Source organism: Psychromonas antarctica (assembly GCF_022267535.1).
Taxonomy (GTDB): domain Bacteria; phylum Pseudomonadota; class Gammaproteobacteria; order Enterobacterales; family Psychromonadaceae; genus Psychromonas; species Psychromonas antarctica.
Genome location: NZ_JAHNZV010000037.1, coordinates 1 through 26,770 on the forward strand (window position 1 = coordinate 1; position 26,770 = coordinate 26,770).

At 40.1% G+C, this 26,770-nt stretch carries 29 protein-coding genes, 1 other RNA gene and 1 riboswitch; of the genes, 17 read left to right on the top strand and 13 right to left on the bottom strand.

Annotated elements, in window-relative coordinates; all coding sequences use genetic code 11:
* Positions 1-594: 594 nt before the first annotated feature.
* Positions 595-1,581 (top strand): zinc transporter ZntB, encoded by a 987-nt coding sequence (locus KSO91_RS09680; RefSeq protein WP_238742757.1) that lies wholly within the window; start codon positions 595-597, stop codon positions 1,579-1,581.
* A gap of 329 nt (positions 1,582-1,910) precedes the next feature.
* Here KSO91_RS09680 and KSO91_RS09685 read toward each other — a convergent pair whose 3' ends face one another.
* Positions 1,911-2,216 carry a hypothetical protein gene (locus KSO91_RS09685; RefSeq protein ID WP_238742758.1) on the bottom strand — a complete coding sequence of 102 codons (306 nt, stop codon included), beginning with the start codon at positions 2,214-2,216 and terminating at the stop codon, positions 1,911-1,913.
* Positions 2,217-3,343: 1,127 nt separating this feature from the next.
* Here KSO91_RS09685 and KSO91_RS09690 point away from each other — a divergent pair.
* Positions 3,344-4,072, top strand: a complete 729-nt coding sequence (locus tag KSO91_RS09690) for a sugar phosphate isomerase/epimerase family protein (RefSeq protein WP_238742759.1) — start codon at positions 3,344-3,346, stop codon at positions 4,070-4,072.
* 155 nt (positions 4,073-4,227) lie between these two features.
* On the opposite strand, the gene KSO91_RS09695 is transcribed toward KSO91_RS09690, so the two are convergent.
* Positions 4,228-4,446 (bottom strand): hypothetical protein, encoded by a 219-nt coding sequence (locus tag KSO91_RS09695; protein ID WP_238742760.1) that lies wholly within the window; start codon positions 4,444-4,446, stop codon positions 4,228-4,230.
* A 597-nt stretch (positions 4,447-5,043) separates the two neighbouring features.
* On the opposite strand from KSO91_RS09695, the gene KSO91_RS09700 reads away from it, so the two are divergent.
* The gene (locus KSO91_RS09700; RefSeq protein ID WP_238742782.1) at positions 5,044-5,151 is read left to right on the top strand and encodes an HAD hydrolase-like protein; all 108 of its coding nucleotides are present in this window, start codon (positions 5,044-5,046) and stop codon (positions 5,149-5,151) included.
* Between the two features lie 95 nt (positions 5,152-5,246).
* Here KSO91_RS09700 and KSO91_RS09705 read toward each other — a convergent pair whose 3' ends face one another.
* Positions 5,247-6,155, bottom strand: a complete 909-nt coding sequence (locus KSO91_RS09705) for a LysR substrate-binding domain-containing protein (protein ID WP_238742761.1) — start codon at positions 6,153-6,155, stop codon at positions 5,247-5,249.
* Positions 6,156-6,288: 133 nt separating this feature from the next.
* Here KSO91_RS09705 and KSO91_RS09710 point away from each other — a divergent pair, with 133 nt between their 5' ends.
* The 4 genes from KSO91_RS09710 to KSO91_RS09725 all read left to right on the top strand — a co-directional run bounded on the left by KSO91_RS09710 (position 6,289) and on the right by KSO91_RS09725 (position 11,179).
* On the top strand, positions 6,289-7,056 hold the full coding sequence (locus KSO91_RS09710) for a TSUP family transporter (protein WP_238742762.1): 768 nt from the start codon (positions 6,289-6,291) through the stop codon (positions 7,054-7,056).
* Positions 7,057-7,141: 85 nt separating this feature from the next.
* Positions 7,142-7,363 (top strand): envelope stress response membrane protein PspB, encoded by a 222-nt coding sequence (gene pspB, locus KSO91_RS09715; RefSeq protein ID WP_238742763.1) that lies wholly within the window; start codon positions 7,142-7,144, stop codon positions 7,361-7,363.
* The gene (gene pspC / locus KSO91_RS09720; RefSeq protein WP_238742764.1) at positions 7,360-7,740 is read left to right on the top strand and encodes an envelope stress response membrane protein PspC; all 381 of its coding nucleotides are present in this window, start codon (positions 7,360-7,362) and stop codon (positions 7,738-7,740) included. The genes pspB and pspC overlap by 4 nt, the downstream gene beginning before the upstream one ends.
* Positions 7,741-7,978: 238 nt before the next feature.
* Positions 7,979-11,179: a diguanylate cyclase gene (locus tag KSO91_RS09725; RefSeq protein WP_238742765.1), complete on the top strand. Its 3,201-nt coding sequence runs from the start codon at positions 7,979-7,981 to the stop codon at positions 11,177-11,179.
* Positions 11,180-11,487: 308 nt separating this feature from the next.
* On the opposite strand, the gene ppiC is transcribed toward KSO91_RS09725, so the two are convergent.
* The gene (gene ppiC, locus KSO91_RS09730; RefSeq protein WP_338049756.1) at positions 11,488-11,790 is read right to left on the bottom strand and encodes a peptidylprolyl isomerase PpiC; all 303 of its coding nucleotides are present in this window, start codon (positions 11,788-11,790) and stop codon (positions 11,488-11,490) included.
* Positions 11,791-11,947: 157 nt separating this feature from the next.
* Positions 11,948-12,047, top strand: a riboswitch (purine riboswitch).
* A gap of 22 nt (positions 12,048-12,069) precedes the next feature.
* Between ppiC and add the strand changes: the two genes are divergently transcribed.
* From add to mepK, 5 genes are all read left to right on the top strand, one after another.
* A complete protein-coding gene (gene add / locus KSO91_RS09735; RefSeq protein ID WP_238742767.1) occupies positions 12,070-13,065 on the top strand; it encodes an adenosine deaminase in 996 nt (331 codons plus the stop codon).
* A 169-nt stretch (positions 13,066-13,234) separates the two neighbouring features.
* Positions 13,235-14,269, top strand: coding sequence for a methionine ABC transporter ATP-binding protein MetN (gene metN / locus KSO91_RS09740; protein WP_238742768.1), 1,035 nt, complete (start codon positions 13,235-13,237; stop codon positions 14,267-14,269).
* Positions 14,259-14,945 carry a methionine ABC transporter permease gene (locus KSO91_RS09745; RefSeq protein WP_238742769.1) on the top strand — a complete coding sequence of 229 codons (687 nt, stop codon included), beginning with the start codon at positions 14,259-14,261 and terminating at the stop codon, positions 14,943-14,945. The genes metN and KSO91_RS09745 overlap by 11 nt, the downstream gene beginning before the upstream one ends.
* Before the next feature lie 56 nt (positions 14,946-15,001).
* On the top strand, positions 15,002-15,835 hold the full coding sequence (locus tag KSO91_RS09750) for a MetQ/NlpA family lipoprotein (protein WP_238742770.1): 834 nt from the start codon (positions 15,002-15,004) through the stop codon (positions 15,833-15,835).
* A 224-nt stretch (positions 15,836-16,059) separates the two neighbouring features.
* The gene (mepK, locus tag KSO91_RS09755) at positions 16,060-16,611 is read left to right on the top strand and encodes a peptidoglycan L,D-endopeptidase MepK (RefSeq protein WP_238742771.1); all 552 of its coding nucleotides are present in this window, start codon (positions 16,060-16,062) and stop codon (positions 16,609-16,611) included.
* Between the two features lie 56 nt (positions 16,612-16,667).
* Here mepK and KSO91_RS09760 read toward each other — a convergent pair whose 3' ends face one another.
* From KSO91_RS09760 to hemA, 7 genes are all read right to left on the bottom strand, one after another.
* On the bottom strand, positions 16,668-17,072 hold the full coding sequence (locus KSO91_RS09760) for a DUF423 domain-containing protein (protein ID WP_338049758.1): 405 nt from the start codon (positions 17,070-17,072) through the stop codon (positions 16,668-16,670).
* The gene (kdsA, locus tag KSO91_RS09765; protein ID WP_238742772.1) at positions 17,072-17,917 is read right to left on the bottom strand and encodes a 3-deoxy-8-phosphooctulonate synthase; all 846 of its coding nucleotides are present in this window, start codon (positions 17,915-17,917) and stop codon (positions 17,072-17,074) included. Before kdsA ends, KSO91_RS09760 begins: the two co-directional genes overlap by 1 nt.
* An 18-nt stretch (positions 17,918-17,935) precedes the next feature.
* Positions 17,936-18,796 (bottom strand): SirB1 family protein, encoded by an 861-nt coding sequence (locus KSO91_RS09770; RefSeq protein WP_238742773.1) that lies wholly within the window; start codon positions 18,794-18,796, stop codon positions 17,936-17,938.
* A gap of 3 nt (positions 18,797-18,799) precedes the next feature.
* The gene (locus tag KSO91_RS09775) at positions 18,800-19,186 is read right to left on the bottom strand and encodes a SirB2 family protein (protein ID WP_238742774.1); all 387 of its coding nucleotides are present in this window, start codon (positions 19,184-19,186) and stop codon (positions 18,800-18,802) included.
* Positions 19,187-20,032 carry a peptide chain release factor N(5)-glutamine methyltransferase gene (prmC, locus tag KSO91_RS09780; protein WP_238742775.1) on the bottom strand — a complete coding sequence of 282 codons (846 nt, stop codon included), beginning with the start codon at positions 20,030-20,032 and terminating at the stop codon, positions 19,187-19,189. It abuts the gene before it with no gap.
* Positions 20,033-21,124, bottom strand: coding sequence for a peptide chain release factor 1 (gene prfA / locus KSO91_RS09785; protein WP_238742776.1), 1,092 nt, complete (start codon positions 21,122-21,124; stop codon positions 20,033-20,035).
* A gap of 76 nt (positions 21,125-21,200) precedes the next feature.
* Positions 21,201-22,472 (bottom strand): glutamyl-tRNA reductase, encoded by a 1,272-nt coding sequence (hemA, locus tag KSO91_RS09790; protein WP_238742777.1) that lies wholly within the window; start codon positions 22,470-22,472, stop codon positions 21,201-21,203.
* 255 nt (positions 22,473-22,727) lie between these two features.
* On the opposite strand from hemA, the gene KSO91_RS09795 reads away from it, so the two are divergent.
* Entirely contained in the window at positions 22,728-23,207 is a 480-nt protein-coding gene (locus KSO91_RS09795; protein ID WP_238742778.1) for an outer membrane protein assembly factor BamE, read from the top strand.
* A 62-nt stretch (positions 23,208-23,269) separates the two neighbouring features.
* Here the strand turns inward: KSO91_RS09795 and KSO91_RS09800 are convergent, their stop codons facing one another.
* Positions 23,270-23,575 carry an RnfH family protein gene (locus tag KSO91_RS09800; RefSeq protein WP_238742779.1) on the bottom strand — a complete coding sequence of 102 codons (306 nt, stop codon included), beginning with the start codon at positions 23,573-23,575 and terminating at the stop codon, positions 23,270-23,272.
* A gap of 7 nt (positions 23,576-23,582) precedes the next feature.
* A complete protein-coding gene (locus KSO91_RS09805) occupies positions 23,583-24,020 on the bottom strand; it encodes a type II toxin-antitoxin system RatA family toxin (protein WP_238742780.1) in 438 nt (145 codons plus the stop codon).
* 129 nt (positions 24,021-24,149) lie between these two features.
* Between KSO91_RS09805 and smpB the strand changes: the two genes are divergently transcribed.
* From smpB to KSO91_RS17635, 4 genes are all read left to right on the top strand, one after another.
* Complete coding sequence (smpB, locus tag KSO91_RS09810) at positions 24,150-24,635, top strand: SsrA-binding protein SmpB (protein ID WP_238742781.1); 486 nt, start codon at positions 24,150-24,152, stop codon at positions 24,633-24,635.
* Between the two features lie 120 nt (positions 24,636-24,755).
* Positions 24,756-25,109: a transfer-messenger RNA gene (gene ssrA, locus KSO91_RS09815) on the top strand.
* A 164-nt stretch (positions 25,110-25,273) separates the two neighbouring features.
* On the top strand, positions 25,274-26,515 hold the full coding sequence (locus KSO91_RS09820; protein WP_238742784.1) for an integrase domain-containing protein: 1,242 nt from the start codon (positions 25,274-25,276) through the stop codon (positions 26,513-26,515).
* A 22-nt stretch (positions 26,516-26,537) separates the two neighbouring features.
* On the top strand, positions 26,538-26,666 hold the full coding sequence (locus KSO91_RS17635) for a hypothetical protein (RefSeq protein ID WP_275113958.1): 129 nt from the start codon (positions 26,538-26,540) through the stop codon (positions 26,664-26,666).
* Positions 26,667-26,770 lie beyond the last annotated feature (104 nt).

Sequence of the window (26,770 nt, forward strand, 5' to 3'; positions counted from 1 at the left end):
CTCTTATAAAGAGAAGCCATGACAGATCATATAAATATTACCGAGGGGTAATTATACAGATAAAATTTACTGCTGTACCTCTAGTTGCCCCGAGTAAAGCAGCAAAAGTAGCTATTTAAACTGTTTCACCACACAAAAAATAAAAAAGAAAAAAGAAAAAATTTTACTGCGCCTACGAGTCTTTGTGTATTGTTCGGTAAATTTAATGATTCATTGTTACTGGAGGAGCTTTCCCTATTGCAATCAAAACAGTGCCTGTATGCCGCATTTTTTATTACTATAAATTATCTTTAGAAAAGATAAAAAGCCCCCACAGTTGCGGCTAACAATAGCCCGATCGTGCATTGAGTAAAAGATCGCAATAAAAAAATCCAGATAAAATAATTGACATTTTTTATCGATATGAGTGTTCCAAGGATCAAGTAACCTTGCCATTTTAGAAAGGTTAACGTTTAATAACAGCAGGTTATTAGACAATACTATTATCAGGTAAGCGCGCATTTCAATATACAGCTCTCACCGTCACAGATTAAGACACAGAGTGGGATTTTCCATAAAAAGATATGTGCTCACGTATTTTAAATAAGGAACTAAATGATGAAACAAGTTAAGCAAGCACCAAAGGGCTTTGTCCATGCACTAACTCTAAATGGTACCGGCGGTATGCAAAAGCTCAACTGGCAAGAGGCCTTAAATTGTGATTCAAGTGTCGCCCTCTGGTTACATTTCGATTATAGCGATGAACAGTCTCAGCAATGGATTAAAAAACACAGTGGCTTAAACGAAACTGCTATAGATGCTTTACTCACGGATGACAGTCGTCCACATGTACTCTCGCAGAATGACCAACTGTCACTTTCTTTACGTGGTGTTAACCTTAATCCCGGTTCAGATCCAGAGGATATGGTTTCATTACGTTTATGGACAGACGGCAAGCGACTAATCAGCACCAGAAAACGCAGATTGTTGTCCACGGTAGATCTGGTTCGTAATCTGGAAGAAGGACGCGGGCCGAAAGATATGCCTTCTCTGCTAATAGACTGGATAGAGCGAATTGTCAGGAGAATGAGCGACACGGTTGATAACCTCGAGGATGATTTATTGGCCATTGAAGACAAACTATTTTCAACTGAGCCCAGACTCATTCGCGCCTCTCTTTTACAGCTCCGTATGCAAAGTATCGGTATACGTCGTTATATTGCCCCACAGCGTGAAGCCTTGAATCGGCTAATTGCTGAATCACTGAGTTGGTTCGATGAATTAAATGGGCTTCGTCTGCGCAGTATTGCTGAGCGTCAGATACGCCATATCGAAGATATCGATGCGGTAAGAGAACGCGCTAGTATGACTAAAGAAGAACTGAGTAGTAGCATTTCAGAACAGATGAACCAACGAAGTTATGTGTTGACTATTGTCGCAGCTATCTTTTTACCGTTGGGGTTTTTTACCGGCTTAATGGGAATTAATGTAGGAGGAATGCCTGGCGTTGAGTACAGCCCTGCTTTCTGGATAGTGGTCACCATGTGCCTCGGCATTACAGGCGTATTAATGGGCCTATTTTACTGGAAAAAATGGTTTTAAAAAATAATAACAGCTTTAATTTTGTTACATGCTTATGTAGATGACTCAGGTTATTTTTTGTAAAAAGATTAAAACCACTACCACGCACACTTCATGCGACTGCGAAACTGCGTTTCGGTTCGCATTCATTAACAGAGGTGCTGCGCGCGACACAGAGAAAAAACTAACATACTAAAATATAAGATAATTATGTTTTTCTCTGTTTTCCCTCATTTTACTCTGTGGTGCAATTTTTTGACGTGTTTTTATCTTTTCTCATTTTGACCTGAGTTAAGTGCATTAAAAGGGCAACAGTAACAGAGTTAATTCTTTTCTACTTTTTGCTACAACTATTTAACTCTAATCAAGCTATGCGAACTGTTTTCCAATTCTATTTTAAGCGCCTGAGAGCGCTGCATTTTATCCACATCATCAATCATTTCACGCTGGTACCCCTGCTTCTCCATCCATTGCATTGGGTGATCAAAGCCGTCTTCACTGACTACAAAAGTATCGTTGAGTAAATTGCTCTTTTGCCCTGATTTTTGCTGAATACTGACTATCCAAATCCGCTCTTGAAACTGTTGAATCTCAGAACAGAACTGAATAAATTTTTTCCAGTTTATCGCCAACAACGCAGCAGTTTTATTGAACATATTCATTAATTTCCTTTCACCTGATAGATAAACACTTTAGATAAACACTTTAGATAACTGATAATCGTGTACAGTTTCGATTAGATTCGCACAAAAAACGATACTTATTGGTATCACTCAAAGAGTAACCCCTGTTGCACTATGATTTTAACATTAAATAAAGTTAACCGTATATTAATTACACTCTAGCGTCCCTGACGAGTGCAGTTAATCTTTCAAGATCAGGATTTAAACAGTACGGTATGTAGTCAAGCTGCCGTATGATGTAGGAACAAGGTTAACATAACCTCAATTCTGGATAAGCTAAACGATACAGTACCGTTATTTACGCGTATTTCTGCGTTAAATCATCTGCCAATAACCAGTTATTGCTGCGATGATTCGCCTTGAACTACGCAAAACTAACAGCACTGTATAATATGTTTTTTAACTTGTTGATATTTAATCTGATTTCGCTTCCATTATCCAGAACTGAGGTTAACATAAGAACAGTGGCTAAAGCGCTACCACAGTTAATGCAACACAGGAGGTGTTTATAATAAATCACATCACAGACGCATCTAAAAAGTATTTTACTTAACTTATTCAATCAGTTTTCGGAAAGTATGGATTCAAAGTGGTTACTTATTGAGGCAAGTATTGTTAAGGCTGATATGCAAGCATCCAGTGTCATTGCGTTATTCCTAAACGGAAAGCAACAATACGGGGACTCGAGCCAGAAAAGAAAGTCGTATTAACAACCACTAAAAAAAGCAAAAAAAATGCGGCTGTGGGGCCGCATCACGTAAAAAATAACGTCAAAAGGAATGTTATGAAACCCAAGCATTAATGTTGATATTAAATCAGTAATAATGAAAGCGCTTACAAACGAATGACCAGTTAGTCATCGAGGAGCAGTATAAAAGCTAACAGCAAAAAAATCTGTGACAGAGCGCTCAAGAAAGCGCTTTCATTATAATTTTAGTTTAAACTTTGAGCGTATAAAGTGTTTAAATATCCTTAAAGTCTATTTAAAGATATTCATTATCTCCCCCTAACACCAAGAAAGAGTAGGGATATTATAAGCAGAGAATGACACTCAAATCGCCCATAACATTCGTCGTCGCAACGATTATAAGGAAAGCAATATGTACTTAGGCGCTCAGCTTTATTCTTTTGACAAACAGTATATTGTAAATGAACCTGACTATATTTTTAGGCGCCTGGCAGAAATCGGTTATCAAGCGGTTGAAATGCCATTTGCAATGGATATTGCCCCCTATATCAAACAATATAATCTCCAATATGCAGCATTGCATGTTGGTTGTGATGCACTCAATGATTTATCTAACATTATCGAGTACCTTCACGCAAATGACTGTTTGAATCTATGTGTATCCGGTCCTTTAACATGGCATGATCGCAGCTTAAATAATTTTCAGAAGAGCTGTTCATACCTAAATATGAAAGCCGAGTTATTACAGGCCGCGGGGATCAAATTACATTATCACAACCATGATTTCGAATTTCAGCGTCTGGATGATGAAAGCACCCCTTTTGATACTCTATTACAGCAACTTGATCCGTCACTTATTCAATTGTGTGTCGATACTGGCTGGATTGATATTGCAGGGCAAGATCCGATCTCTTTTTTAAATAAAAATAAAAGCCGGATATCCTATGTGCATTTAAGAGACTTTCTTAATGGTAAGTCCGTCGCACTAGGGCAAGGTTCAGTAGATGTTACAGGTATTGTAAATGCGTTACGTAACAACCCACAACTAAAGTGGATGATAGTAGAGCATGAGCAGGATAAAAGCCCCATAGAACAATTATCAATGAGTAGAGATTATCTAAGAACAGATTTATCACTATAAAAACCATCACCAACAATAGGGCATGTAACGGTGTAGCTCGTCCTTTGATATATTATTATTCAGTTAATGTTACTAAAAACAATAAAAATCAAACACTTTTACACAAAATAATGGAACACAGTAAACAGCTACCGTTTACTGTGCTAAATGATTAATTAGTCATCAAAATCGTCGCCTAACAACTCCTTAAGTTGTTGTTGTTCTTTGATATCTTCAATATTACGGCGTACTTGTCCTTTTCCTCTGCCACGATGGTTTTGGTGCTCTTTACGGGCGTGGATAACATCCTCTTCCCAATCATCCTCACCTTCCCATACTTCTGCATCATCGTCTTCATCATCAAATTGCTGAGAATTACTGCTACTGCTTCCCATTTTAACACTCCAAAAACTAATTAATAACTATCACTAGGTGATATACAGCGTCTGGCATTGCAATTATATGCCAGTTATTGATAGTCGAATCATCGCTTTTATTGCCTTTTTTTGTAAAGAAAAAAAACACGCTTTTTTAGTCTTTTTTGTTATTAAAATACATATTTTAATTCCTGTGTGTTACATATTTGTCTTTTCCCCTTTTTAAACAGAGATTTTATCTCAAGAGAGCAAACGCGACTGCAAGTAAAGCAATTATCAGGGTAAAACGAGAACATTAAATTTCCGGTCCAGAATAAGCTTATTGGCCAGCAGAGATACGCACAACTAGCCAATCACTACAATATAGATAAAGTAAAAAAAGAGCTCTTTTTATCGATTTAAATGGGCGGAGGATATCTCGGCGAGTAAGCTATTCCGAGCGCGGTGACGCCATAAAGAAAACACTATCAAACCACTGACAGTCTCGTTTTGTCACTAACAGCGCACGTAAAACACCTGCGCCGCTTGTACTGATGCGATTATTCTGCAGAAACTATTGTCAGATTTTTCCTGCAGGCTCTCGCATCGACTAACTTAAGGCCGGATCAAGTGTTAATGGTTGGTGATGAGATCTGCGGTGATATTGAAGGCGCAATCAATGCCGGACTGGATGGCTGTTTAGTAAGTACAGGAAATACCAAGTCGGTGATAAAAATAAAATAAAATAAGCGAAGCACAGCTGACTGTCGATGCCATTGTTGAAGCTGCAAATGATGCAGTGGCGGAACACGATTAAGCGCCTTTTCACCGCTAAAAAACTACACACAGCCTTCAGCAGATATTTTTCTGTAAGGTGCAAAAACGTCTAAAATCCAATTAATAAATAGCTGGACTTTAAACGAGTAATTACTCGATTTAGGGGTTAAAAGGTAATAACAATAGGGGCTAGTAAATGACAGCGAAAAAGGGATCACTAGCGAGCCCTCTTTAAGTTGCTGCTCGATAAAAAATCTCGGAATCAGTGCAACCCCCATGCTACTGACGGCAGCTTGACTTAACATATAAAAATGCGCCATACCAAACTTTTTATCGGTGCTGAGCACAACCCCCACCGCCTGCGACCACTCATGCCACATATTTGGCCGTAACGTATGCTTGAGTAACGTCATCTCATTAATATCTGCAAGTGTAGACATTTCAGACGCAAGTTGTGGTGAACAGACCAAACAGAGATCTTCATCCATCAATTTAATAAAATTAACACCTTGTGGTGCAGACGTTGCACTGCGAATAGCAATATCATAATGAGATTGTGAGAAATCAATGGGGAAATCACCAATTGATAAGTCCACATAAAGATTAGGATGAGATGACTTGAAATTTTCTAAGCAGGGGATCAAACAGCTAATACTTAAGCTGGGTAATACATTAATCGCTAAACTTTGCGCACGCAGTAGCTGCGATTGAATATCTACCGTGGCATCATTAATGGTTTGCAGTGCAGACTGAATATGCGTTAAATAACGGATGCCCTCATCTGTCAAGCGCAGTCCTTTATGCTGACGTATAAAAAGTGACAGGCCGAGATAAGTTTCCAAACCTTTTACCTGCTTACTGACGGCACCATGCGTGACGAATAACTCTTTAGCCGCCAGTGAAAAACTCACATGGCGAGCGGCAGACTCAAATGTTCGCAATGCATTTAAAGGTGGCAATTTAGGATACATCTCTCTACTCCCTTACTAGCTCACTTAATAGTTGAGTGAAAATAACTCACACGAGAAGGAAGATAACTCCTTTGCACTCGCGATGCAAATCCACTTAAATAGCGCAATTGTATTTTAAATGGGTAAGTATCAGATGGCTTTAGACGTTCTCTTAGGCATATCATTGCAAAGCGCAATAATCCTTTTTTTAGTGGCCATACTGGCAGGCTTTATCAACGCGATTGCCGGTGGAGGCGGTTTACTAAGCATTCCGATTTTAATGTGGGTCGGATTGCCACCAGCAACGGTATTAGCAACCAATAAATTACAAGCCTGTGGTGGCAGTTTTTTTGCAAGTTATTATTTTGTGCGCCAAGGCATTATTAAATTAGGAGAGATAAAGTTATCGATATTTTGTGCTTTTACAGGCAGTGTTTTAGGCACTATTGCGGTTCAGAAAATTGATGCCGCTATACTCGAATCTATCTTACCATTTTTGATTTTAGCTATCGGTGGCTATTTTTTATTCTCAAAAAAAATAACTGCCGTGGATAATAAACAGATACTCACCCCGACGGTTTTTGCTTTTACTTTTGCCCTTTGCATCGGTTTTTATGATGGTTTTTTTGGACCCGGTACCGGCAGTTTTCTCACCTTAGCATTTGTTTCCTTAGCAGGTCATAACCTAATCAAAGCAACCGCGCATGCCAAAGTACTTAATTTCTCCAGTAATATCGCAGCCCTGCTCAGTTTTTCTTTAGCGGGCAATGTAATGTGGTTACTGGGTGGTTGTATGCTTATCGGTCAAGCAATCGGAGCGACACTTGGATCAAAATTAGTGATCAATCAAGGATGTCGATTCATTCGTCCATTAATGGTCATAATGTCCATCGCGCTCAGTGCAAAGCTGTTATTTACTTAATACATGGTTAATGATTAATTTTGGTAATACAGCGGCTATAATGAAGGTCTGACTTTAAAAACAGATAACCAAGTGAGGAATTGCTATGGATTATATTACGCTACCACTGAGCGTATTTTTAATATTTGTCGCCCCATTATGGCTTATTTTACATTACCGTAGCCAAAAAGAGCTCAGCAAAGGATTGTCCGTAAGAGAGATGGATCAGTTACAGGTGCTGCTGGCTCGTGCTGAACAGCTACAGAAGCGAGTTGTTTCACTGGAAAAAATTCTTGATGTAGAAGCGCCGCAGTGGAGACAGAAATGAAAAATAACAGCAAAAAAATATATCGTGATCCTAAAAATCGAATTTTAGGCGGTGTTTGCGCCGCCCTCGCAAGATACTTAGGCATTGAAAATTGGATTACCAGACTATTAGTTATAACCGCTTTTTTATTCACAGGCGGATTTTTTATTGTGCTCGCCTATATTGCAGCGTATTTCATTATTGATGAGATCCCCGCACAATCAGAGTTCTATGCGCATAATATAAAAACGAAATCTTGGCAGTCCGGTTCTTCAGCACCAGAAATGTTAGTAAGCATAAGTCATGAATTCGAGGCGATGGATAAAAAAATCACTTCGATAGAAGCTTATGTGACCTCTTTTGCATTTAAAATGGATCGTGAATTTAGACGCCGCTAAGAAAAAAAAAGACGCTAGAAACATCTAAGAAATATCGACAAAAGGGATCCTAAGTAATCCCTAGAAATCAATATAAAGTTCAATAACACCTTGATTTATTGACGCATCTAACAACTTTTAAATTAAGCCAGTAAAGCAGACCAACAACTCAAGATCTCTGTGAACTCGGCAACATTGTTTTTACTTTATTTGCCTTAAAATACCACTAAAATTATAAGCCTATAAGGTCGTTCGTAATATGTCACAAGCACAAAGCTCATTCTCCAATCCGGTGTTGCTAGACTGGTTACGTACTGAAAAACCTGAGGCCTGCTTTACTTTTTATCAAAGTGCCGATCCTGATTCCCTTTGCCGTTTTGCCTCTGCATTAGCCAAAGAGCAACGACTACCCGTCAAATTCATGCGCCTAAATCCCAACTCTGTTTACGATCCCTTTAGTGCTATTTTTACTTTGTTAATCGAAAATTTAAGCCTATCCTCATACAGCGCTGAAGAAGTCGTTAAGCGCGCCAGTAGTTACAAACCCCTACAACAGAATTTAATCGCGATATTAAAAGGCGATATATACCAGCGCAGCGAAATGCTCGTAGTCGATGATCTGTTTTTTGAACAACAGATGATCACTAACGCTATAGTTAACTTAATTGAACTCCTTGTCACGACACCTTCGCTGGTTGTGGTCAGCGACTGGCATTATGCTTCCGCATCAGCAATAGATCTATTAAGAGTACTCGCAACTAAAAAATCATCAATTCCGCTGATGGTCATGGTATCGATTGATATTCAGTATGCTTTAGGCAATCGGCAAGATGATGACGCCTGGGAAAAATTCTTGGATTGGTTAGACGACACCTCCCTTTTACGCACTGCGCCTGACTGTGATGGATCAATGTTACCTGCAGCAGCGGCGTCTAACTCAGCACAGATTTTATCACTTCAATTACTCGCGCAGAACACCAATTTAATGGCCTGGCCTGAAGTAGAGGCACTAGCTCGGTTGCTACTCGAAGATACCGCAACAGCAGACGAACATAAAGTTAATCTGCATTTAAGACTAGCTGAAGCGCTGTTATTTTCAGGCGATCTCAATGGGGCTCTGAATGAACTTGAGTCATTGCAGGTATTTCAAGAAGCTATTACAACCACTTACGATAGGGTTCGCTTATTTAATCTATTAAGTATCACCTTCGTGCGGCGACAGAGCTTTGAAAAAGCGATGCAATATGCAGAAGTGGCACTTGATATCGCCGAACAAGCCGCTGATAAGCGACTCTTAGCACAATCTCGGTTTATTAATTTCTATGTCCACGATAAGTCATCAACCCCATTACCGCTTTTAGCATTTGAACAACTTGATGAAGAGCTGTGCCGCAATAATATGAATTGTTCACATCTCTATGTGCTGCGCAATTATTATACTTATCTGCGTTTTTATGATGAATTATCCCCCAAAACAGCCCTCGATATTACCCAGCGAGCCGTAAAACTGGCAAAGGCAATTGGGCACCGCCAAGGTGTTGCGGCAAGTTATCATAGCAAAGGGATTGTTTATTCCTACATTAATCGCTATCAATCCACTTTTCGATGTTTTGCGATCAGTTCCAAGATCCGTGAAGAATTGGGTGAAGTGAGTGAACGAGTAAGAATGCACAACGGCAGTGGTTACTATAATACCCTGCTCGAGCAATACCAAGAAGCACAGAATCACTACTTAGCCGCCTATCATCTTGCCCGTCAGGCCAACGACTATACAGAGCTATTTGTCACCCTATATAACTTTGCTTGGCTATACTTCTGTACGCGCGATTATCCACAAGCGACAGGTATACTTGATAAACTTGTGCGTATCTGTCGAATTAGAAAAATGACCCATTTCCCCTTTCGCAACCTTTACGATGTATTTAGCTTAAAGGGATTATGCCATACCAAATTAGGGGAGATTAGAAGTGCTCAGCAGTGTTTAGAGAGAATGCAAAATATCCCCTTTAAACCCTCCAGTACAGGTAAGTTTTTGCAAGCACTATTAAAAGGCTGCTTACTCAGTGCAGATGGCAATTTACAGGAAGCCAGAGAAGTCCTTGAGCAAGCGCCAGCGATACTGGGCCAAGTTGCCGAGATGGACACCTCTTTATTACCAAGATGTAGCACCGAATTATTAGAAGTTTATAGTCGCCAAGGTGACTGGTCTGCTTGTAATGCGTTACTCAACAATAGTCTGCTTATGTGTGAGACTTTGTCACTCCCCCGTTTTACTAAAACATTCTCAGCGATAAGAGAAAAAATTGCACAGCAACAGCCAATCTATACAAGCCAACTACCAATCTACGCATTATCCAAAGCGACACTGCAACTCAATGATATTGTCCGCAATGCCAAGCAGGAAACGCAATTAAGGCAAGTGCAGCAACGTTTGCGTGAAATGCAATTAATTAGTCGCATGCAGTCTTTACCAGAACGCTTCGCGACGACCCATGAGCTCATTACTGAAAGTTTAAAGTTAGTCTGCGCAAACTTTACCGTGCAGCTGGGCATGATTTATCACCTCAATGGTACAAAGTGGCAGCTCTCCTCGCAAGTAGGGAATGCTCCCCTTAATAAATTGGATTATTACCTTGAGCAGATAAACAAAAAAAGAAAGCCTTGGGCTGAAAACCGCTTTTGCTCACGGGGAGAAGATGGTAAACGCGCTAGCTATGATTCGGTCACTTGCCTGCCTCTTTTTGTTAATAACCATTTGTATGGGGCAATGATTCTTTGTAACTTTAACCGTAACCGTTATTTTGATCAGCAAACTCAAGATATATTACATTTAATTACCCGTCAGCTCAGCAGTCAATTACAAATGATTGGGCACCAAGAAAACTTACTAAAAATGTCCACAACCGATCCGTTAACCGGGTTATTTAATCGTCAAGCATTATTAACTCGCTTAGATCAAGAACTACTCTTGTATGAGCAGCATGTAGACACCTATCAATGTTCGCTTGCCTATATTGATTTAGACAATTTTAAAAAAGTAAATGACCTGTTAGGTCACGATATAGGTGATAAAGTACTCAAAGCATTTGCGCGGTTATTAGTACAAAGCATGAGGGGGGGCGACATTGTTGCTCGATGGGGCGGCGATGAATTCGTTGTGGTATTCCCAAATGCCCATAATGGAGACGCACAAATTATTGCCGAACGTTTACTCGCCAATCTAAGAAAACAACAATTTTTTAGAGCCGAGCTCACTAAATGGACAGATAAACCAGAAATAGTAGCGAGCTTGCCTGATTTAAACTGCTCGATAGGAATTAGTGACTGCGCGGGTATCGACTACGATCAACTCAGTGAGGATTGGTTACTTAAACAAGCAGATATTGCACTCTATCGTGCTAAAGCAGCAGGAAAAGGCCGAGTGAGTGTCATCAGCATGGGAGGAGAACGCAGTAACTAGCAAATTCCAAAAAGAGATACCCTTCAGACAGCTGACGTCACTGAGGCAACAAAACAAGAGCAGCCGACAATAGCTAATAAAAACGTCAAGAGTTGTAACGCTAACAGTCAAAATGTAACGCAGTCTCATTGTAAAACATGGACTTTAGCGCATGCAGTTGCCCTTCTACCAACCCGCTTAATCTTGTGCACTATTTATAGTATTGCAACTTCAATCTCGTCTCGGATAAAACGCGCTTAAAACCGTACTTCTAGAAATAAATTATCGAATTTTGCAGATAGCGACGACTCGCACAGCAAAACAGCTAATTAGGTTCGATATAAAACTTTTACAATATGCCAACCAAACTTAGTTTTCACCAGTAAAGGCGTTAATATCTCTCCGGTAAAAACAGCTTTATCAAAGGCTGGAACCATCTGCCCCTTTTTAAATTCACCTAAATCCCCCCCTTTTGCACCCGATGGGCAGGTAGAATGTTTTTTAGCCAGAGTCTGAAATTTTGCACCTTTTTTAAGCTGCGCCAGAATATCTTCTGCTTGTTCTTTATGTTTCACTAAAATGTGAAGTGCTGCTGCTGTTTTTGCCATTACTTGCTTCTTGTGAAATAAAATTTTAATGATTTTAACGTGCTCATATCGCGATATCTAGCGACATTTTAATAATAACGTTATGAAGGGTAAAATAATTTCATTATTTATTGCCCCATGCAACGCTCATACACGAGCTCAGGCCTTCAGTATAGATTGCAGGAAATTGAGCATACTGATAAAGTATAGTGCTAAATTGCTTCGTATAATCCCAAAAATATGGTTTGGGAGTTTCTACCAAGGCCCTCAAATTCTTGATTATGAAGTCTGTAACTTTACGTGCCCAAATAAAGGAAGAGACTGATGAATTATTTTGACTTACCTAAAATTGATCTACATTGCCACCTCGATGGTAGCGTCCGACCGCAAACTATTATTGATCTCGCGCGCCAGCAAGATATAACATTGCCAAGTGAAGATATTAATGAAATAAACAACCTAATGATTGCGCCAGAAACTTGTCTTAACTTAGATGAATATTTACTACGATTTGAACTACCACTTTCAGTGATGCAAACAGCAGCGGCAATTGAACGTATCTCTTTTGAGCTATTTGAAGATGCCGCGAAAGAGAATGTTAAATATTTAGAAGTGCGTTTTGGTCCTCTGTTACATACACAGCAGGGACTTTCGCTGGATATCATTATCGGCAGTGCCATCGAAGGCATGCAGCGAGCAGAGAAGCTGTACGATATCAAAGGCAACTATATCCTATCCTTATTAAGACATATGCCTAAAGAAAGTATTAAAGGCGTGATTGATGCAGGCGCAAAATATCTTAACGATGGCGTTGTTGCTTTTGATTTGGCTGGGGGCGAAGCTGCTGGCTTTTGCCAAGAATTTTCTCCCTACGCGCAATATGCGCTAGAAAAAGGCTATCGTATTACCATTCATGCAGGTGAGCAAGGCTCTGGCCAGAATGTCTACGATGCTATCTCGTTATTGGGCGCAGAGCGCATTGGCCATGGTATTTATATTAAAGGGCATGCACTTGCCTATGACCTTGTTAAAAGTCAAACGGTCGCTTTAGAAACCTGCCCGAGCAGTAACATTCAAACCAAAGCTGTCACGTCATTAAGCGCTCACCCAATAAAAGAATTTTATCAAGACGGTGTGCAGGTAACGATTAATACCGACAATCGCACTGTTTCGAATACCACGATGAGCGATGAAGTACGCAAAGTAATGGAACAGTTTAACCTTAGCCGAGCAGATTATTTTAATATCTATAAGACCAGTGTTAAGCATTCATTTGCTAACGCAGCGATAAAAAGACATTTATTAAAGTACAGCGAATAATATCGGCCACTAACCATTCGATTTATTGACTAATTAAGATTAGCTCGCAATTAAGTGTTGACTTGGCCGTCTAGACGTCTTACTGTTCATTGCTGTTTGTATGTTAACAGTCGGCCTTTAAATAACACACAGAACACTAAGCGGCTTTTAATTAGCTCCAGGAAATTTGATGATAGAAATAATAAATGTTAATAAGGTATTTTATCAGGGGGAACATGTAATCCATGCACTAACTGATATCAACCTTACGATACCTCAAGGTTGCATATACGGGGTTATCGGTTCCTCCGGTGCAGGAAAAAGCACGCTAATTCGTTGCGTTAATTTGCTGGAACGCCCAACTAGCGGGAAAATAATTGTCGATGGCATTGATCTGACCCAGCTCTCCAATCAACAGTTAACCTTAACTCGCCGTAAAATTGGCATGATCTTTCAGCACTTTAATCTGCTTTCATCTCGCACTGTTTTTGATAATATAGCCCTACCTTTAGAACTCGCAGGTATCAGTAAAAAAGCAATCAAAGTTAAAGTGGATAGCTTATTAGATCTCGTCGGACTAAATGACAAAAGTGCTACCTACCCGGCTAATTTAAGCGGTGGTCAAAAGCAACGTGTGGCAATTGCTCGTGCACTGTCCTCCGATCCCAAAGTATTGCTCTGCGATGAAGCCACCAGCGCGCTTGATCCTGCGACGACGCAATCTATTTTAGAGCTGTTGAGAAAAATCAACCAAACCTTAAACCTAACCATTTTATTGATCACTCATGAAATGGCAGTAGTCAAAGGAATCTGCTCTGAAGTGGCGATTATTGGTAATGGAGAACTCGTTGAACAAGGCCGTGTAGGTGATATCTTTGCCCATCCAAAAACGCCGCTAGCGCACCAATTTATTCGCTCCACACTCGATCTCACAATACCAGAAGATTACCGTCATCGTTTATTATCAGCGCGTACCGAGAAAAGCTATCCATTGGTGCGCTTAGAATTTACCGGCGCATCCGTTGACGCACCTTTAATTAGCCAAGTAGCACGCGAATTTAATATCGACATCAGTATTCTAAGTTCCAATATGGACTACGTGGGAGGCGTTAAATTTGGACTCATGTTAGCCGAGTTTTTTGGTCCGGAAAGGGCTGCACAGCAAGCTATCGCGTTTTTAAAAGCGCATAAAGTTGAAATAGAGGTGTTAGGTTATGTTGCTTGATTCTGTTTTTAGTTGGTGGGCTGGCAATGAACGCATGATAGGGCTGCTCGTTGAGGCATTAGGGCAAACATTCACAATGGTTTTTGCTTCGGGATTTATAGGTTTTATTTTTGGTATTCCACTGGGCGTTATATTACACCTAAGTAAAGAATCAGGTTTACTTGAAAATAGAAGTGTCAATAAAAGTGTCGGGATAGTGGTTAATATTGGCCGCTCTGTCCCATTTATTATTTTATTAGTGGCAATCATCCCCTTTACGCGCTTTATGGTTGGCAGTTCAATTGGCACGGCAGCGGCAATCGTTCCACTTACTATCGCTGCCATTCCATTTATTGCACGCCTTGTAGAAGGTGCGTTATTGGAAGTGCCGTCAGGTTTAGTAGAGGCTGCACAGGCGATGGGCGCAAAACCGAGGCAAATAATTAGCAAAGTATTACTACCGGAGGCGCTACCCGGCATTATCAACGCCGTGACCATCACCCTAGTAACGCTTGTCGGCTATTCAGCAATGGCCGGAACGGTCGGCGGTGGCGGGCTCGGTGATGTCGGAATTCGTTATGGCTATCAACGCTTTGATGGTACCGTGATGCTTATTACCGTCGTCATTTTAGTGATTTTTGTACAAATAATTCAATCTGTGGGCGATCATCTAGTAAAACGCGTTGATCACCGCTAATCATTTCAGTCCCAACTAAAACCAAAAACAGGGCACGCCCTACAAGGATAAATACTATGACTTTAAACCTTAAGAATATTTTCACTGTGATAGGCTTAGCATCGACACTGGCACTCACCGGTTGTGGAGATAAAGACGCAACAGTTGATAGTAAAGCCGTTGTTGATAATAGTAAAATTACAGTGGGGGTGATTGCAGGCTCCGAAGCGCAAGTTGCGGAAGTTGCCGCGAACATCGCAAAAGAAAAATATGGATTAGACGTAAAACTCATTATATTTTCTGATTACATTACACCTAATGCCTCTCTGGATGAAGGTTCGATAGATATCAATGCATTCCAGCACAAACCTTACCTTGATCAACAGATAAAAGATCGCGGTTACCAATTCGCTATCGCTGGTAGTACTTTTGTCTACCCTATCGCGGCTTATTCAAACAAGATTAAATCTCTAGATGAGTTGAAAGAGGGAGATCAAATCGCAGTACCAAGCGATCCAACCAATCTAGCTCGTTCTTTAATGCTGCTTGAGAAACAAGGGCTGCTTAAATTAAAAGAGGGAGCAGATCTGAGTTCGACGGTACTTGATATCGTCAGCAATCCTAAAAACTTTAAAATTGTTGAACTAGAAGCAGCACAATTACCTCGCTCTCTCGATGATGTCAGTATTGCCATTATCAACACCACTTATGCAAGCAGCATCAATCTGACTCCAGAAAAAGACGGTCTCTTTGTTGAAGATAAAGAATCTCCTTATGTGAACCTGATTGTTGCCCGTGCCGATAATGTCGGCGCTGAAAATGTGACAACATTTGTCAAAGCATACCAATCGGAAGAAGTTTACCAAGCAGCGCAAGAGATATTTAAAGGTGGTGTCGTTAAAGGGTGGTAATACTCTATTAACCTTAAGATAAATTAAGGAGGTATTGCCGTTTACGCAATACCTTTTTATTGCCCTGAAAAAAATTCAAATATCTAATAAAATAGCTTATCGTTCAACGAGCTAAGTTAAGTTACCCACTTTATCTGTGATCTTTAACGGAAAACGAATTTGACCTGCTTATAAATACCCCGTATCTTCGTAGAAACCGCCTATTATTCATACTACGGAGCCCAATGGAATACACAAATTTTAGCCGTCGAACCTTTATTAAAAGCGGGCTTGCCACATTAGCTGCAGCGGCCCTTTCACCTGTCGTATTTTCTTCTCCATTGAGTGCTTTACCAAGAATCTTGCGAATGAACAATCTCCATACCGGTGAATGTTTAGACAGCGAATACTTTGATGGGAATAACTACCAATTAGGTGAATTACGCAAGCTTAATCATTTATGTCGTGATTTTCGTCACAATGAAGCAATCAAGATGGATAGGGGATTATTCGACCAACTTTCGAAGATTCAGAAAGTGATCGGCTGTGATACACAAGTACAGATAATCTCGGGTTATCGCTCTCCAGCAACCAATAAAATGCTCCGCAGAAAATCAAACGGCGTAGCAAAAAAGAGCCTGCATATGATTGGTCGGGCGATCGATTTTCGTCTGCAAGGCGTACCGTTAGCCGAAGTGAGGAAAGCAGCACTATCACTTAAAATTGGTGGGGTCGGTTATTACTCAGAGAGTGATTTTGTACACATTGATACTGGGCATTTCCGCTCTTGGAGTTAATAAGTAACTTGGCCTATCCTCATCATACTTTTTACCGCTGCGCCGCTATCTATTTATTAGTTTTTATTTTTTAACAAAGCCAGCAGCATAGATAACCAAGCAATTATCAATAATAAACCGCCAATAGGGGTAAATACAGCAACTGCCTTTATACCTGTTAAAACATAGAGATATAAACTGCCGCTAAAAAGAAAGACACCTAACACGAAGCCGATTTGACTTAACAGTAAGCAACGATTATTAATAAAAACAGAAAGTACGCAGACGACCGATAAAGTGATTGCATGAAATAATTGATAGGTAACCGCGAGTTGAAAATATTCAATCTGAGCACTGGAAGCCCAACGGCTTAAACCATGGCTGGCATAAGCACCTGCGGCGACGCCAATTGCCCCAAATAATGAGGCAATGATTAAAAATAGCCGAGCTCTACAAGATAGTGTCAGCGTGTCGATGTTAATTACTCTGTATCAATCAAATCCAAGCTTTTCGCTAATTCATCCATCTGCTTCATTTGCGTCAAGAACGGTTTTAGTTTAGCAAGCGGCAATGCGCATGGCCCATCACACTTCGCATTAGTCGGATCCGGATGAGACTCTAAGAACAGTCCAGCAATACCTTGTGACATGCCAGCCAAACCAAGTTGTACCACTTGACTGCGACGACCATCTGCACTATCACTGCGTGCACCCGGTTTTTGCAATGAATGTGTGACATCAAATATAACCGGATAACCGGTTTCTTTCATGGTGCTAAAACCTAACATATCGACCACTAAGTTATTGTAACCAAAGCAGCTGCCGCGTTCACAAAGGATTATTTTATCATTACCTGCTTCAATGAATTTAGTAATAATATGCTGCATTTCATGGGGCGCTAAAAACTGTGCTTTTTTCACATTGATGACCGCATTAGTTTCAGCCATTGCTTTCACAAGATCGGTTTGACGGCTCAAAAATGCAGGTAATTGGATAACATCAACCACTTCTGCTACTGGTTTCGCTTGGTAAGGTTCATGTACATCGGTGATAATAGGCACATTAAAGGTTTTTTTAATTTCTTCAAAAATACGCAACCCTTCTTCAAGACCGGGTCCACGGTAACTATTAATTGATGAACGGTTGGCTTTATCAAAGGAAGCTTTAAACACATAAGGAATATTTAACTTAGTGGTTACTTCAACATAAGTTTCCACCATCTTCATCGCCAAATCACGCGACTCTAATACATTCATACCACCGAATAAAACAAATGGAAGATCATTGGCAACGTCAATATTGCCTACTTTTATTATTTTTTGTTTCATGACTTACTCGCTTCTTTATTAGTGAATCACTTGAGTGTTTTTTTCAAGCTTCATATGTTTAATCTGTTGTTTCAAAAGGCTGACGATAGGATCTTCAGGAAATTGATCAATAAAATATTCAAAATCGATACTGGCCAATTTAAAGCAGTCTAATTGCTGAAATAGAAAACCGCGATCGCGCATTTCATAAGCATCATCAGGATCAATACGTAGTAAAATACCACAACATAATAAAGCTGACTCTAAATTTTCAGCTTGAATATAGGCGGCTTTAATGACATTAATTAAGCGTATTATAATAGTCTTGTTATCATCAGGTTTTAACATATCCAGCGTTAATCGAGCATGATTACCTAATTGCCCGCGCACTTTAAGTTCTAGCTGTTCCCATGACGGCAATTCACCGGTGAAAGGATCTAAGTAAAGCACTTCATTTTCGAGCACAATACGAATCAAAAAACCACTTGGGAAGCAGATCCCTTGCACATCGAATCCACAAAATTTAAGGAGATCTAAGCAGAGGATCCCCAAACTAATTGGTATCCCTTTACGGCGAGATAATACTTGAGAGATCAGTGCATTTTTAACTTTAAAAAAAGCTTGCCAATCGCCTTTAAAATCCTGCTGTTGATAAAGAATATCCAATAATTTATCGAGTTTTTCTTTATCCGCGACGGCAAAACTCGCGAGTTTTGATTCAACCACAAGATGTTGCAGGCGTAACATATCCCGAAAATCTTTAACGCTAGTTCCAGTTAATTCTGATTCAGCTAGAATGGCCGCGTCAACGAGTGAGCAGTGCTCAAAATCGAACTGATCATTAAGCATGATGTCACTGCTTTCATTTTTTAGCACTTCGTTCTCAGATACAGTAATCACGTTTTACCCTACTAACAAAATAGCTTGTTTACTAATAGCTAATTGGCCTATATACATAAGCCAACCAAATGCCCCAATAAAAGACAAAAGTTGTACTCCTTTTCCTTTGTTTTTATCTAAAGCAACTATAACCATTATGCTGTAAGCGACAAACGCGCCTATTTTTTCGAGTACCCAGAAACCATGAGATTCAAATGGGTTAATGTGCATCATCCACACAAGTGCCAAGCCTAATAACAAAATAGTAAAATGCGTATGTAGCAATATTTTTTTGAAAACCACTTTCTGCGCGTTTTTATGGCCTGTTTTTAGCCAGAAAAAGGAGACAACAAAAAGCAATACTGCCAGTAAAATAAACGTTAAATGGGTATATTTTAAAAAGTGATACATCTATGCCTCGTTCTGTTTAGAATGATTAAATAACGCAACAGTGACACGATCATTGCCACCATAATCTTTAATTGTTTTTATTTGTTGATAATGCAAATTATGTAATATATCACTTACCGCAACGGCTTGTTTATAACCATGCTCAATTAATAAAAACCCGCCGCCCGCTAAATATTGCGGCGCTTGTTGGGCAATTAATTGAATATCCGCCAAGCCCTCTTGCTCTGAGACTAATGCGGATAAAGGTTCAAAACGAAGGTCACCTTGCTTTAAATGATCATCCTGTTTATCAATATAAGGTGGATTACTAACAATTAAATCAAATTGACCAGTTATATTTTCAAACCAGTTACTTTGCTTAAATTGCACATTCTTTATATTTAACTGCTGCGCATTTTCTTTAGCCAGATTAACCGCTTTATCGCTAAAATCAATCCCCGTGCATGATGCATTCGGCAATTCACTGGCCAAGGCTAAAATAATAGCCCCGGTTCCCGTACCCAAATCTAATATTTTTGCATCCGCCGCCACAATATTCAGTGCGGCTTCAACCAGTACTTCGGTATCGGGACGCGGAATCAATGTAGAATTGTTCACTTTTAAAGGCAGAGACCAAAACTCGCGTATCCCGGTTAAATGAGCGACAGGCACCCCATTGATTCGTTGAAGAATTAAAGCTTCAAACTGTTCTTTTTGCGCTACAGCTAAATCTTCTTCAGGCCAAGTCAAAAGATAAACGGTCTCTTTTTGCAACACAAATGCTAACAGCACCTGCGCATCGAGCAACGCACTGTCGCTATTCACCAAAGCAAACTGAGCCCAAATTAAAGCATCATCAATGCGCAATTAAAAATCACCCTGCGCAAGTGCGGCTAATTTATCCGCTTGATCTTCAATCATAATAGGATCAATCAATGCGTCTAAATCACCTTCCAATACTTCGTTTAGACGATAAACAGTTAAATTGATACGATGGTCGCTAACGCGTCCTTGTGGATAATTATAAGTCCGGATACGTTCGCTGCGATCACCACTTGCCACTAAGCTACGACGAATAACTTGCTCTTCAGCGTGGTTCTTTGCATCTTCAGCTTGTTGCAAACGCGCTTGTAAAACAGACATCGCTTGGGCTTTATTTTTATGCTGAGAACGTTGATCCTGGCATTCCACAACGGTCCCTGTGGGTAGATGGGTAATACGAATTGCCGAATCGGTTTTATTAACGTGCTGACCGCCCGCACCCGATGCACGGAAAGTATCTATTTTCAAATCAGCAGGATTAATTGAAACAGCCTCAGCTTCAGGCACCTCAGGCATAACAACCACAGTACAAGCTGAAGTATGGATACGTCCTTGTGATTCAGTTTCTGGCACACGTTGAACACGATGACCACCAGACTCAAATTTCATAATACCGTACGCGCCATGCCCATCTATTCTGGCTATTAATTCTTTAAAACCACCCTGTTCACTGGCATTACTGTTCATCACTTCAATACGCCAACCTTTAGTGTCAGCATATTTACTGTACATACGGAATAAATTACCCGCAAAGATAGCCGCTTCATCACCACCGGCGCCAGCACGAAGTTCTAAGAAACAGTTACGATCATCGTTAGGATCTTTTGGTAGCAACAGAATTTGCAATTCATCTTCTAATTTATCAACGCTTTCCTGAGCGTCTTTAATTTCATCTTTCGCCATCTCGCGCATCTCAGGATCATCATCTTCCTGCATCATTTCAGCAGCCTTTAAATCTTCAACGGCTCCTTGGTAAGCCTGAAAACTCAGCACCACCACTTCCAGTTGCGAATACTCTCTGGTGAGCTCTCGATATTTATTCTGGTCACTGATAGTAGCGGGATCGCCAAGCAAAGCTTGAACCTCTTCGTAACGTTCCACAAGCCCTTCTAACTTGCTTATAATTGTTGCTTTCATATTAATTCTCTTTTATTTGTATTCGGTTGCACTGCGTTGCGGTTTGCTAAAACGTATTCGCTGTAACAATAATTTTTTATTCTTCTTCTGTATTTAAACCTAAGGCAGTGCGTAACAGCTGCAATTCTTTGTCATTTCCAGAACGGCTGACATCCGTTAATGCTTGACTCGGATAATGAATCAGCTTATTGGTTAATTTAAATGCTAACTCTTTTAATATTTTTTCAGCTTCAGCGCCATTACTCAGCGCAAAAATTGCTCGCGCTAATAACTGATCACGTAATAACTCACTATTACTGCGATATAAACGAATACTCTCAACTGCTTTTAATGATTCTAGCCAAGCACTAAACTCAAGGGTGCAAGTATCAATAATTTTTTCGGCTTCAATGGCGGCCTCTTGACGGGCCTGTTTATTATCTTCAATAATGCCATGTAAATCATCCACACTGTAAAGATAGGCATCATTTAACTCACCAACTTGCGACTCGATATCCCTAGGAACCGCAATATCGATAAATAACATAGGCTGATAGCGACGTTTTTTTAATGCACTTTCCACCATACCTTTACCGATAATAGGTAAAGGGCTTGCTGTTGAAGATATAATAATATCGGCAGCAGGCAAATGGTTAGGAATTTCACCTAAGGTAATAGCTTGCGCATTAAACTGATCTACAAGCGCCATCGCTCGCGATAAGGTGCGGTTAGCGATGGTAATATTAGGGACATTATGGTCAACCAAATACTTGCCCACTAATTCGATGGTTTCACCCGCACCAATTAATAAAACACGACTTTCAGATAAATCGCTGAATATCTGTTTCGCTAAACAAACAGCAGCAAACGCGACAGAAATAGCATTCGCGCCAATTTGCGTGTCCGTGCGTACCCGTTTGGCAACGCTAAAAGTTTTTTGGAACCACTGGTTAATAACCTTATCAACACTTTTCAGTTGGCTCGCCGTTGCAAATGCCTGTTTAATCTGCCCCAAAATTTGCGGCTCACCTAACACCAGCGAATCCAGACCACAGGCAACACGGAAAAGATGCTGTACCGCTTGCTCATCTTGATAACAATATAAACTCTCAGTCAGCTCTATTTCTTCACTTTCTCTTAATTGCTGAACGAAACACAGCCAATCTATCACCTGCTTACCGTTATCTTGATTTAGATTACAATAGATTTCCGTACGATTACAGGTAGAAACTATCACCGCTTCAGAAACCGAACTTAGTGCCATCAGCTGCTTGTATGCATCTGCTAAAAACTCAGGGGAAAATACAACTTTTTCTCGTAAGGAGACAGAGGCGGTTTGATGGTTAATTCCTAACGCAAATAGAGGCATTCAATAAATTCACAACACAAGTTAAAAACGATTGATATAAGGCCGATAATTCTACGGGCATTTCGGCAACAATTAAAGAAAACGATTCATATCCGTGAATATTTAAGCTATTTTTCGCAATTTAAAACAGCTAACTGTGAACAAACAAAACAGAATTGAGAAATATCTGCCTTTATATTTTTACAAGTGGCAAAGCGTTGGGTATTATCGACGCTCTTACTATTTACTCACTTGAATTAAGTTGTTGCTAATATCATGCCTATCAAAAATATTATTACTTGTTTCTTCCTAATTTTTTCACTATCTGGATGTTCATTCCTTTACGATACCTTCGTCTACCAAATTGATATTACGCAAGGCAATTATATCGACGATAAAAAACTCGATCAGGTCGAACTTGGCATGAATCAAGAACAAGTGATCTTTATTCTTGGCTCACCAATGCTCATTGACCAATTTAACTCATCAAAATGGTACTACATCCGTTATATCAAACCCGGCGGTAAAGATGTTCAGCAACAGCAAGCAATATTAACTTTTAATGATAAAATTCTGACCCGTATTGATAGGGAAGAGCTGATTAGAGAAAATCCGCTTAACAATCAAAAGTTAAGAAAGGCCCCCAATGCAGCGGCAGAAAGCTCAGAGGTTTCTGCTAACCCAGAAACAGACGGCGCAGTCACCATTGAAAAATTACCAGCCAGTAAAAAAGAACCTATAAAAATCACCAAATAATAGAAAACAGCAGCTAATGGATTTAAATTAGCTGCTGTTTTCTAAATAACAGACAATAACAATCAATTGGCCGTACTGTTTTTAGCCCCCATTTTAGCCGCACGTAATTTACGCATCTCTTTCGGGTCGGCAATTAGCGGACGATAAATCTCAATACGATCCCCTTCACCAAGCACCGTCGATAACGTTTCAGTTCGACTAAAAATCCCCACGATAGCCTCACTGATAACGATCTCGGGAAAAGATCTTATAATGCCGGATAATTTAATTCCCTCTTCTATCGTCGAGCCGACAGGGACAGCCAAAGAAAGTAAAGCCTGTTTGTTAGGCAGACCATAAGCCACCTCAATATCAATCATCTCTGCCATTTTTTTCCTACCGTATGCCATAAATAACTTTTGCACGCGCGGCAAAAGATTTTACCATAGAGCCGATCATTTCATTAAAAATACGACCAAAGGCTAATTCAACCAGTGAACTGCTAAATTCAAATTTCAGATCCAGGCTCACCTTGCACGCTGTTTCATCGAGCGCGGTAAACGTCCAACCGCCGCTTAAATTTTTAAAGGGACCGTTCACTAAATGCATATCAATGGTGCGACCATCAACAAGTCTGTTTTCAGTAGTGAATGTTTGGCTAATACCCGCTTTAGAAACTTTAAGCACTGCGCGCATAACATGCTCAGAAGAAAATAAGATATTTGCATCAACACAGCCCGATAAAAACTCAGGATAAGCACACACGTCATTAACTAATTGGTACATTTCATCTGCGCTATACATCAGCAGCGCACTACGTGATACTTCGGCCATATTCTAAGACTCTTAAAAAAATAACTATATTACACTATCCACCACTCAAGAAAAATAAATACTAAATTCAGTAACTTTGTTACAATCGAAATAACAATTACAAATTGTTTAAGGTTGGAATACGAGACTATGGCTAAGACAAATTCAAAAGTAAAAAACACGGATAAAACGATTGCACGAAATAAACGTGCAAGTTACGAGTACCACCTAGAAGAACGCTTTGAAGCGGGCGTGGAATTACAAGGTTGGGAAGTAAAATCGTTACGCGCAGGCAAAGCGAATATCGCTGACAGTTATATTTTCCTGAAGAATGGAGAAGCATGGCTATTGGGCGCCTCTTTTCCTCCCCTTAATGCAGCTTCTTCACATGTGGTTTGCGATGCAATGCGCTATCGAAAGTTACTGCTAAAAAGACGTGAGCTAGATAATCTAGTCGGTAAAGTTGAACGTCAAGGTTATTCAATTATACCTATCTCTTTGTACTGGAAAAAAGCGTGGGTAAAAATATCATTTGCACTGGCGAAAGGTAAACAAGAGCACGATAAGCGAGCTGACGTCAAAGATCGTGAATGGAAAGTACAAAAAGAACGCATGATGAAACACGACGTTCGTTAGAGAAATAAATGTAAAATTTAATTATTAGCAAATATAGGTAATATGTACAGATACAGCTATCCTCACACTACTTATCTTGCTATTATTAATGCGTAGACAAGTTTACCTGTTTACCACTGTGGGGATGATTTAGGACTCGACGAGATTCTTGAAACCCAAGGTGCATGCCGAGGTGGCGGTTGGCCTCGTAAAAAGCCGCCAACGTTATAGTTGCAAACGACTCTAACTACTCTCTAGCAGCTTAGGCTAGCTAGCCTTCCACCCACGTTTCTCCTATGGGCAGGGATTCGGAAGGTCATTTACATTGGATAGCGAGGGAACCTTGTTCGAGGGTGAACCGCGAAATAGTATCGGACTCGCTTTTTGATATCCTGTCTGTCGGAGATCAACGAGTTAACCAAATGACTGACTAAGCATGTAGTACCGAGGATGTAGGTTTTTCGGACGGGGGTTCGACTCCCCCCATCTCCACCACCTACTGGTTCATTAAGAGCCGCAAAAGACCCGCAACGCCAATAACCAAAAGGCTTGCGGGTTTTTTTATGTCTATAGCATTCCATTCTCATCCAGTGACATCTAGCACTTTAAGTAGTACATTTGGTAGTACTACATCCAACTCATTAAAACTGGTACTACTTATGGCGAAAACTAACCCTTTAACGAATACAGAAGTTAAACAAGCAAAGCCTAGAGATAAGGTTTATAAATTAGCTGATGGTGACGGCCTGCAATTGCGAGTCAAACCGAATGGCGCTAAAACGTGGCTCTTAGACTTCGTTAACCCATATACTCGAAAACGGACCAGTATGAGTTTTGGCTCCTACCCTGCAATTTCATTAGCAGAAGCGAGAAAATCAAGAATGACTGCCAAAGAGTTATTAGCCAAAGGATTAAATCCCAAAGATGAACGTGATACTCAACAACGTATCACTGATGAAGCTAATGACAATACTCTTCAGAACATTGCCGAACAGTGGTTTGAAGTTAAAAAAACTAAAGTTTCCAATAACTACGCTACAGATATCTGGCGTTCAATCGAATTACACCTGTTTCCTTCTCTAGGAAAAGTACCAATCAATAAATTAACAGCACCTAAAGTGATCGATGTAATCCGCCCTATCGCCTCTAAAGGTACTTTAGAAACCGTTCGGCGTCTTTGCCAGCGTATTAACGAAATAATGGTTTTTGCGGTTAATACAGGCTTAGTTAGTGACAATCCACTTACAGGTATAAATAAAGCATTTGAGACTCCAAAAAAACAGCACATGCCAACGCTCAAACCTAATGAGCTTCCTGAGCTGATGCATGCACTAAACATCGCCAGTATCAAAATAATCACTCGTTGCTTAATCGAATGGCAATTGCATACCATGTGCAGGCCAAATGAATCCGCAGGTGCAAGATGGGATGAGATTAATATTGAAGCGCGGACATGGCTTATTCCTGCAGAGCGTATGAAGATGAACCGTGCACATACAATCCCATTAACAGAACAAACATTATCATTACTTGAATTCATCAAGCCCATTAGTGGACATCGTGAGTTCTTATTTCCTGCTGATCGCAACTTTCGTAAACATGCGAATGATTCAACAGCCAATGTTGCTATCGGCCGTATGGGTTTTAAAGGCCGTCTTGTTGCACATGGTTTGCGTGCATTAGCTAGCACAACGCTGAATGAACAAGGCTTTGATAGTGATGTAATTGAATCGTGCTTGTCACACGTAGATGCAAATGAAGTTCGAAAAGCTTATAACCGCAGTGAATACTTAGAAAGACGTCAAAAAGTGATGGATTGGTGGAGTAACCATATTGAGCAAGCATCACAGGGTAATTTCTCAGTGACAGGGTACAAAACTTTAAAAATAGTTAATGAATAATACATTTAGTAAAGGACTAACCATGAGTCAAATTAATAATTCAAGAATTCCTAGCATTCCTCATTCAATCGATGGCGCGGCTAAGGTTTTAAAAACAGATAAAGATAATATTATCACTTGGCTTTTGGATGGTGAGCTTACGGCAGCGTAGCTCAACTTCCATTTTTTGTTCTGATTTAATACGGGTAACTCATCCATCAGGACTTAATTATGTCAAATCCAGAGCAACTTAGTAGCGTTATTACTGCATTTGAG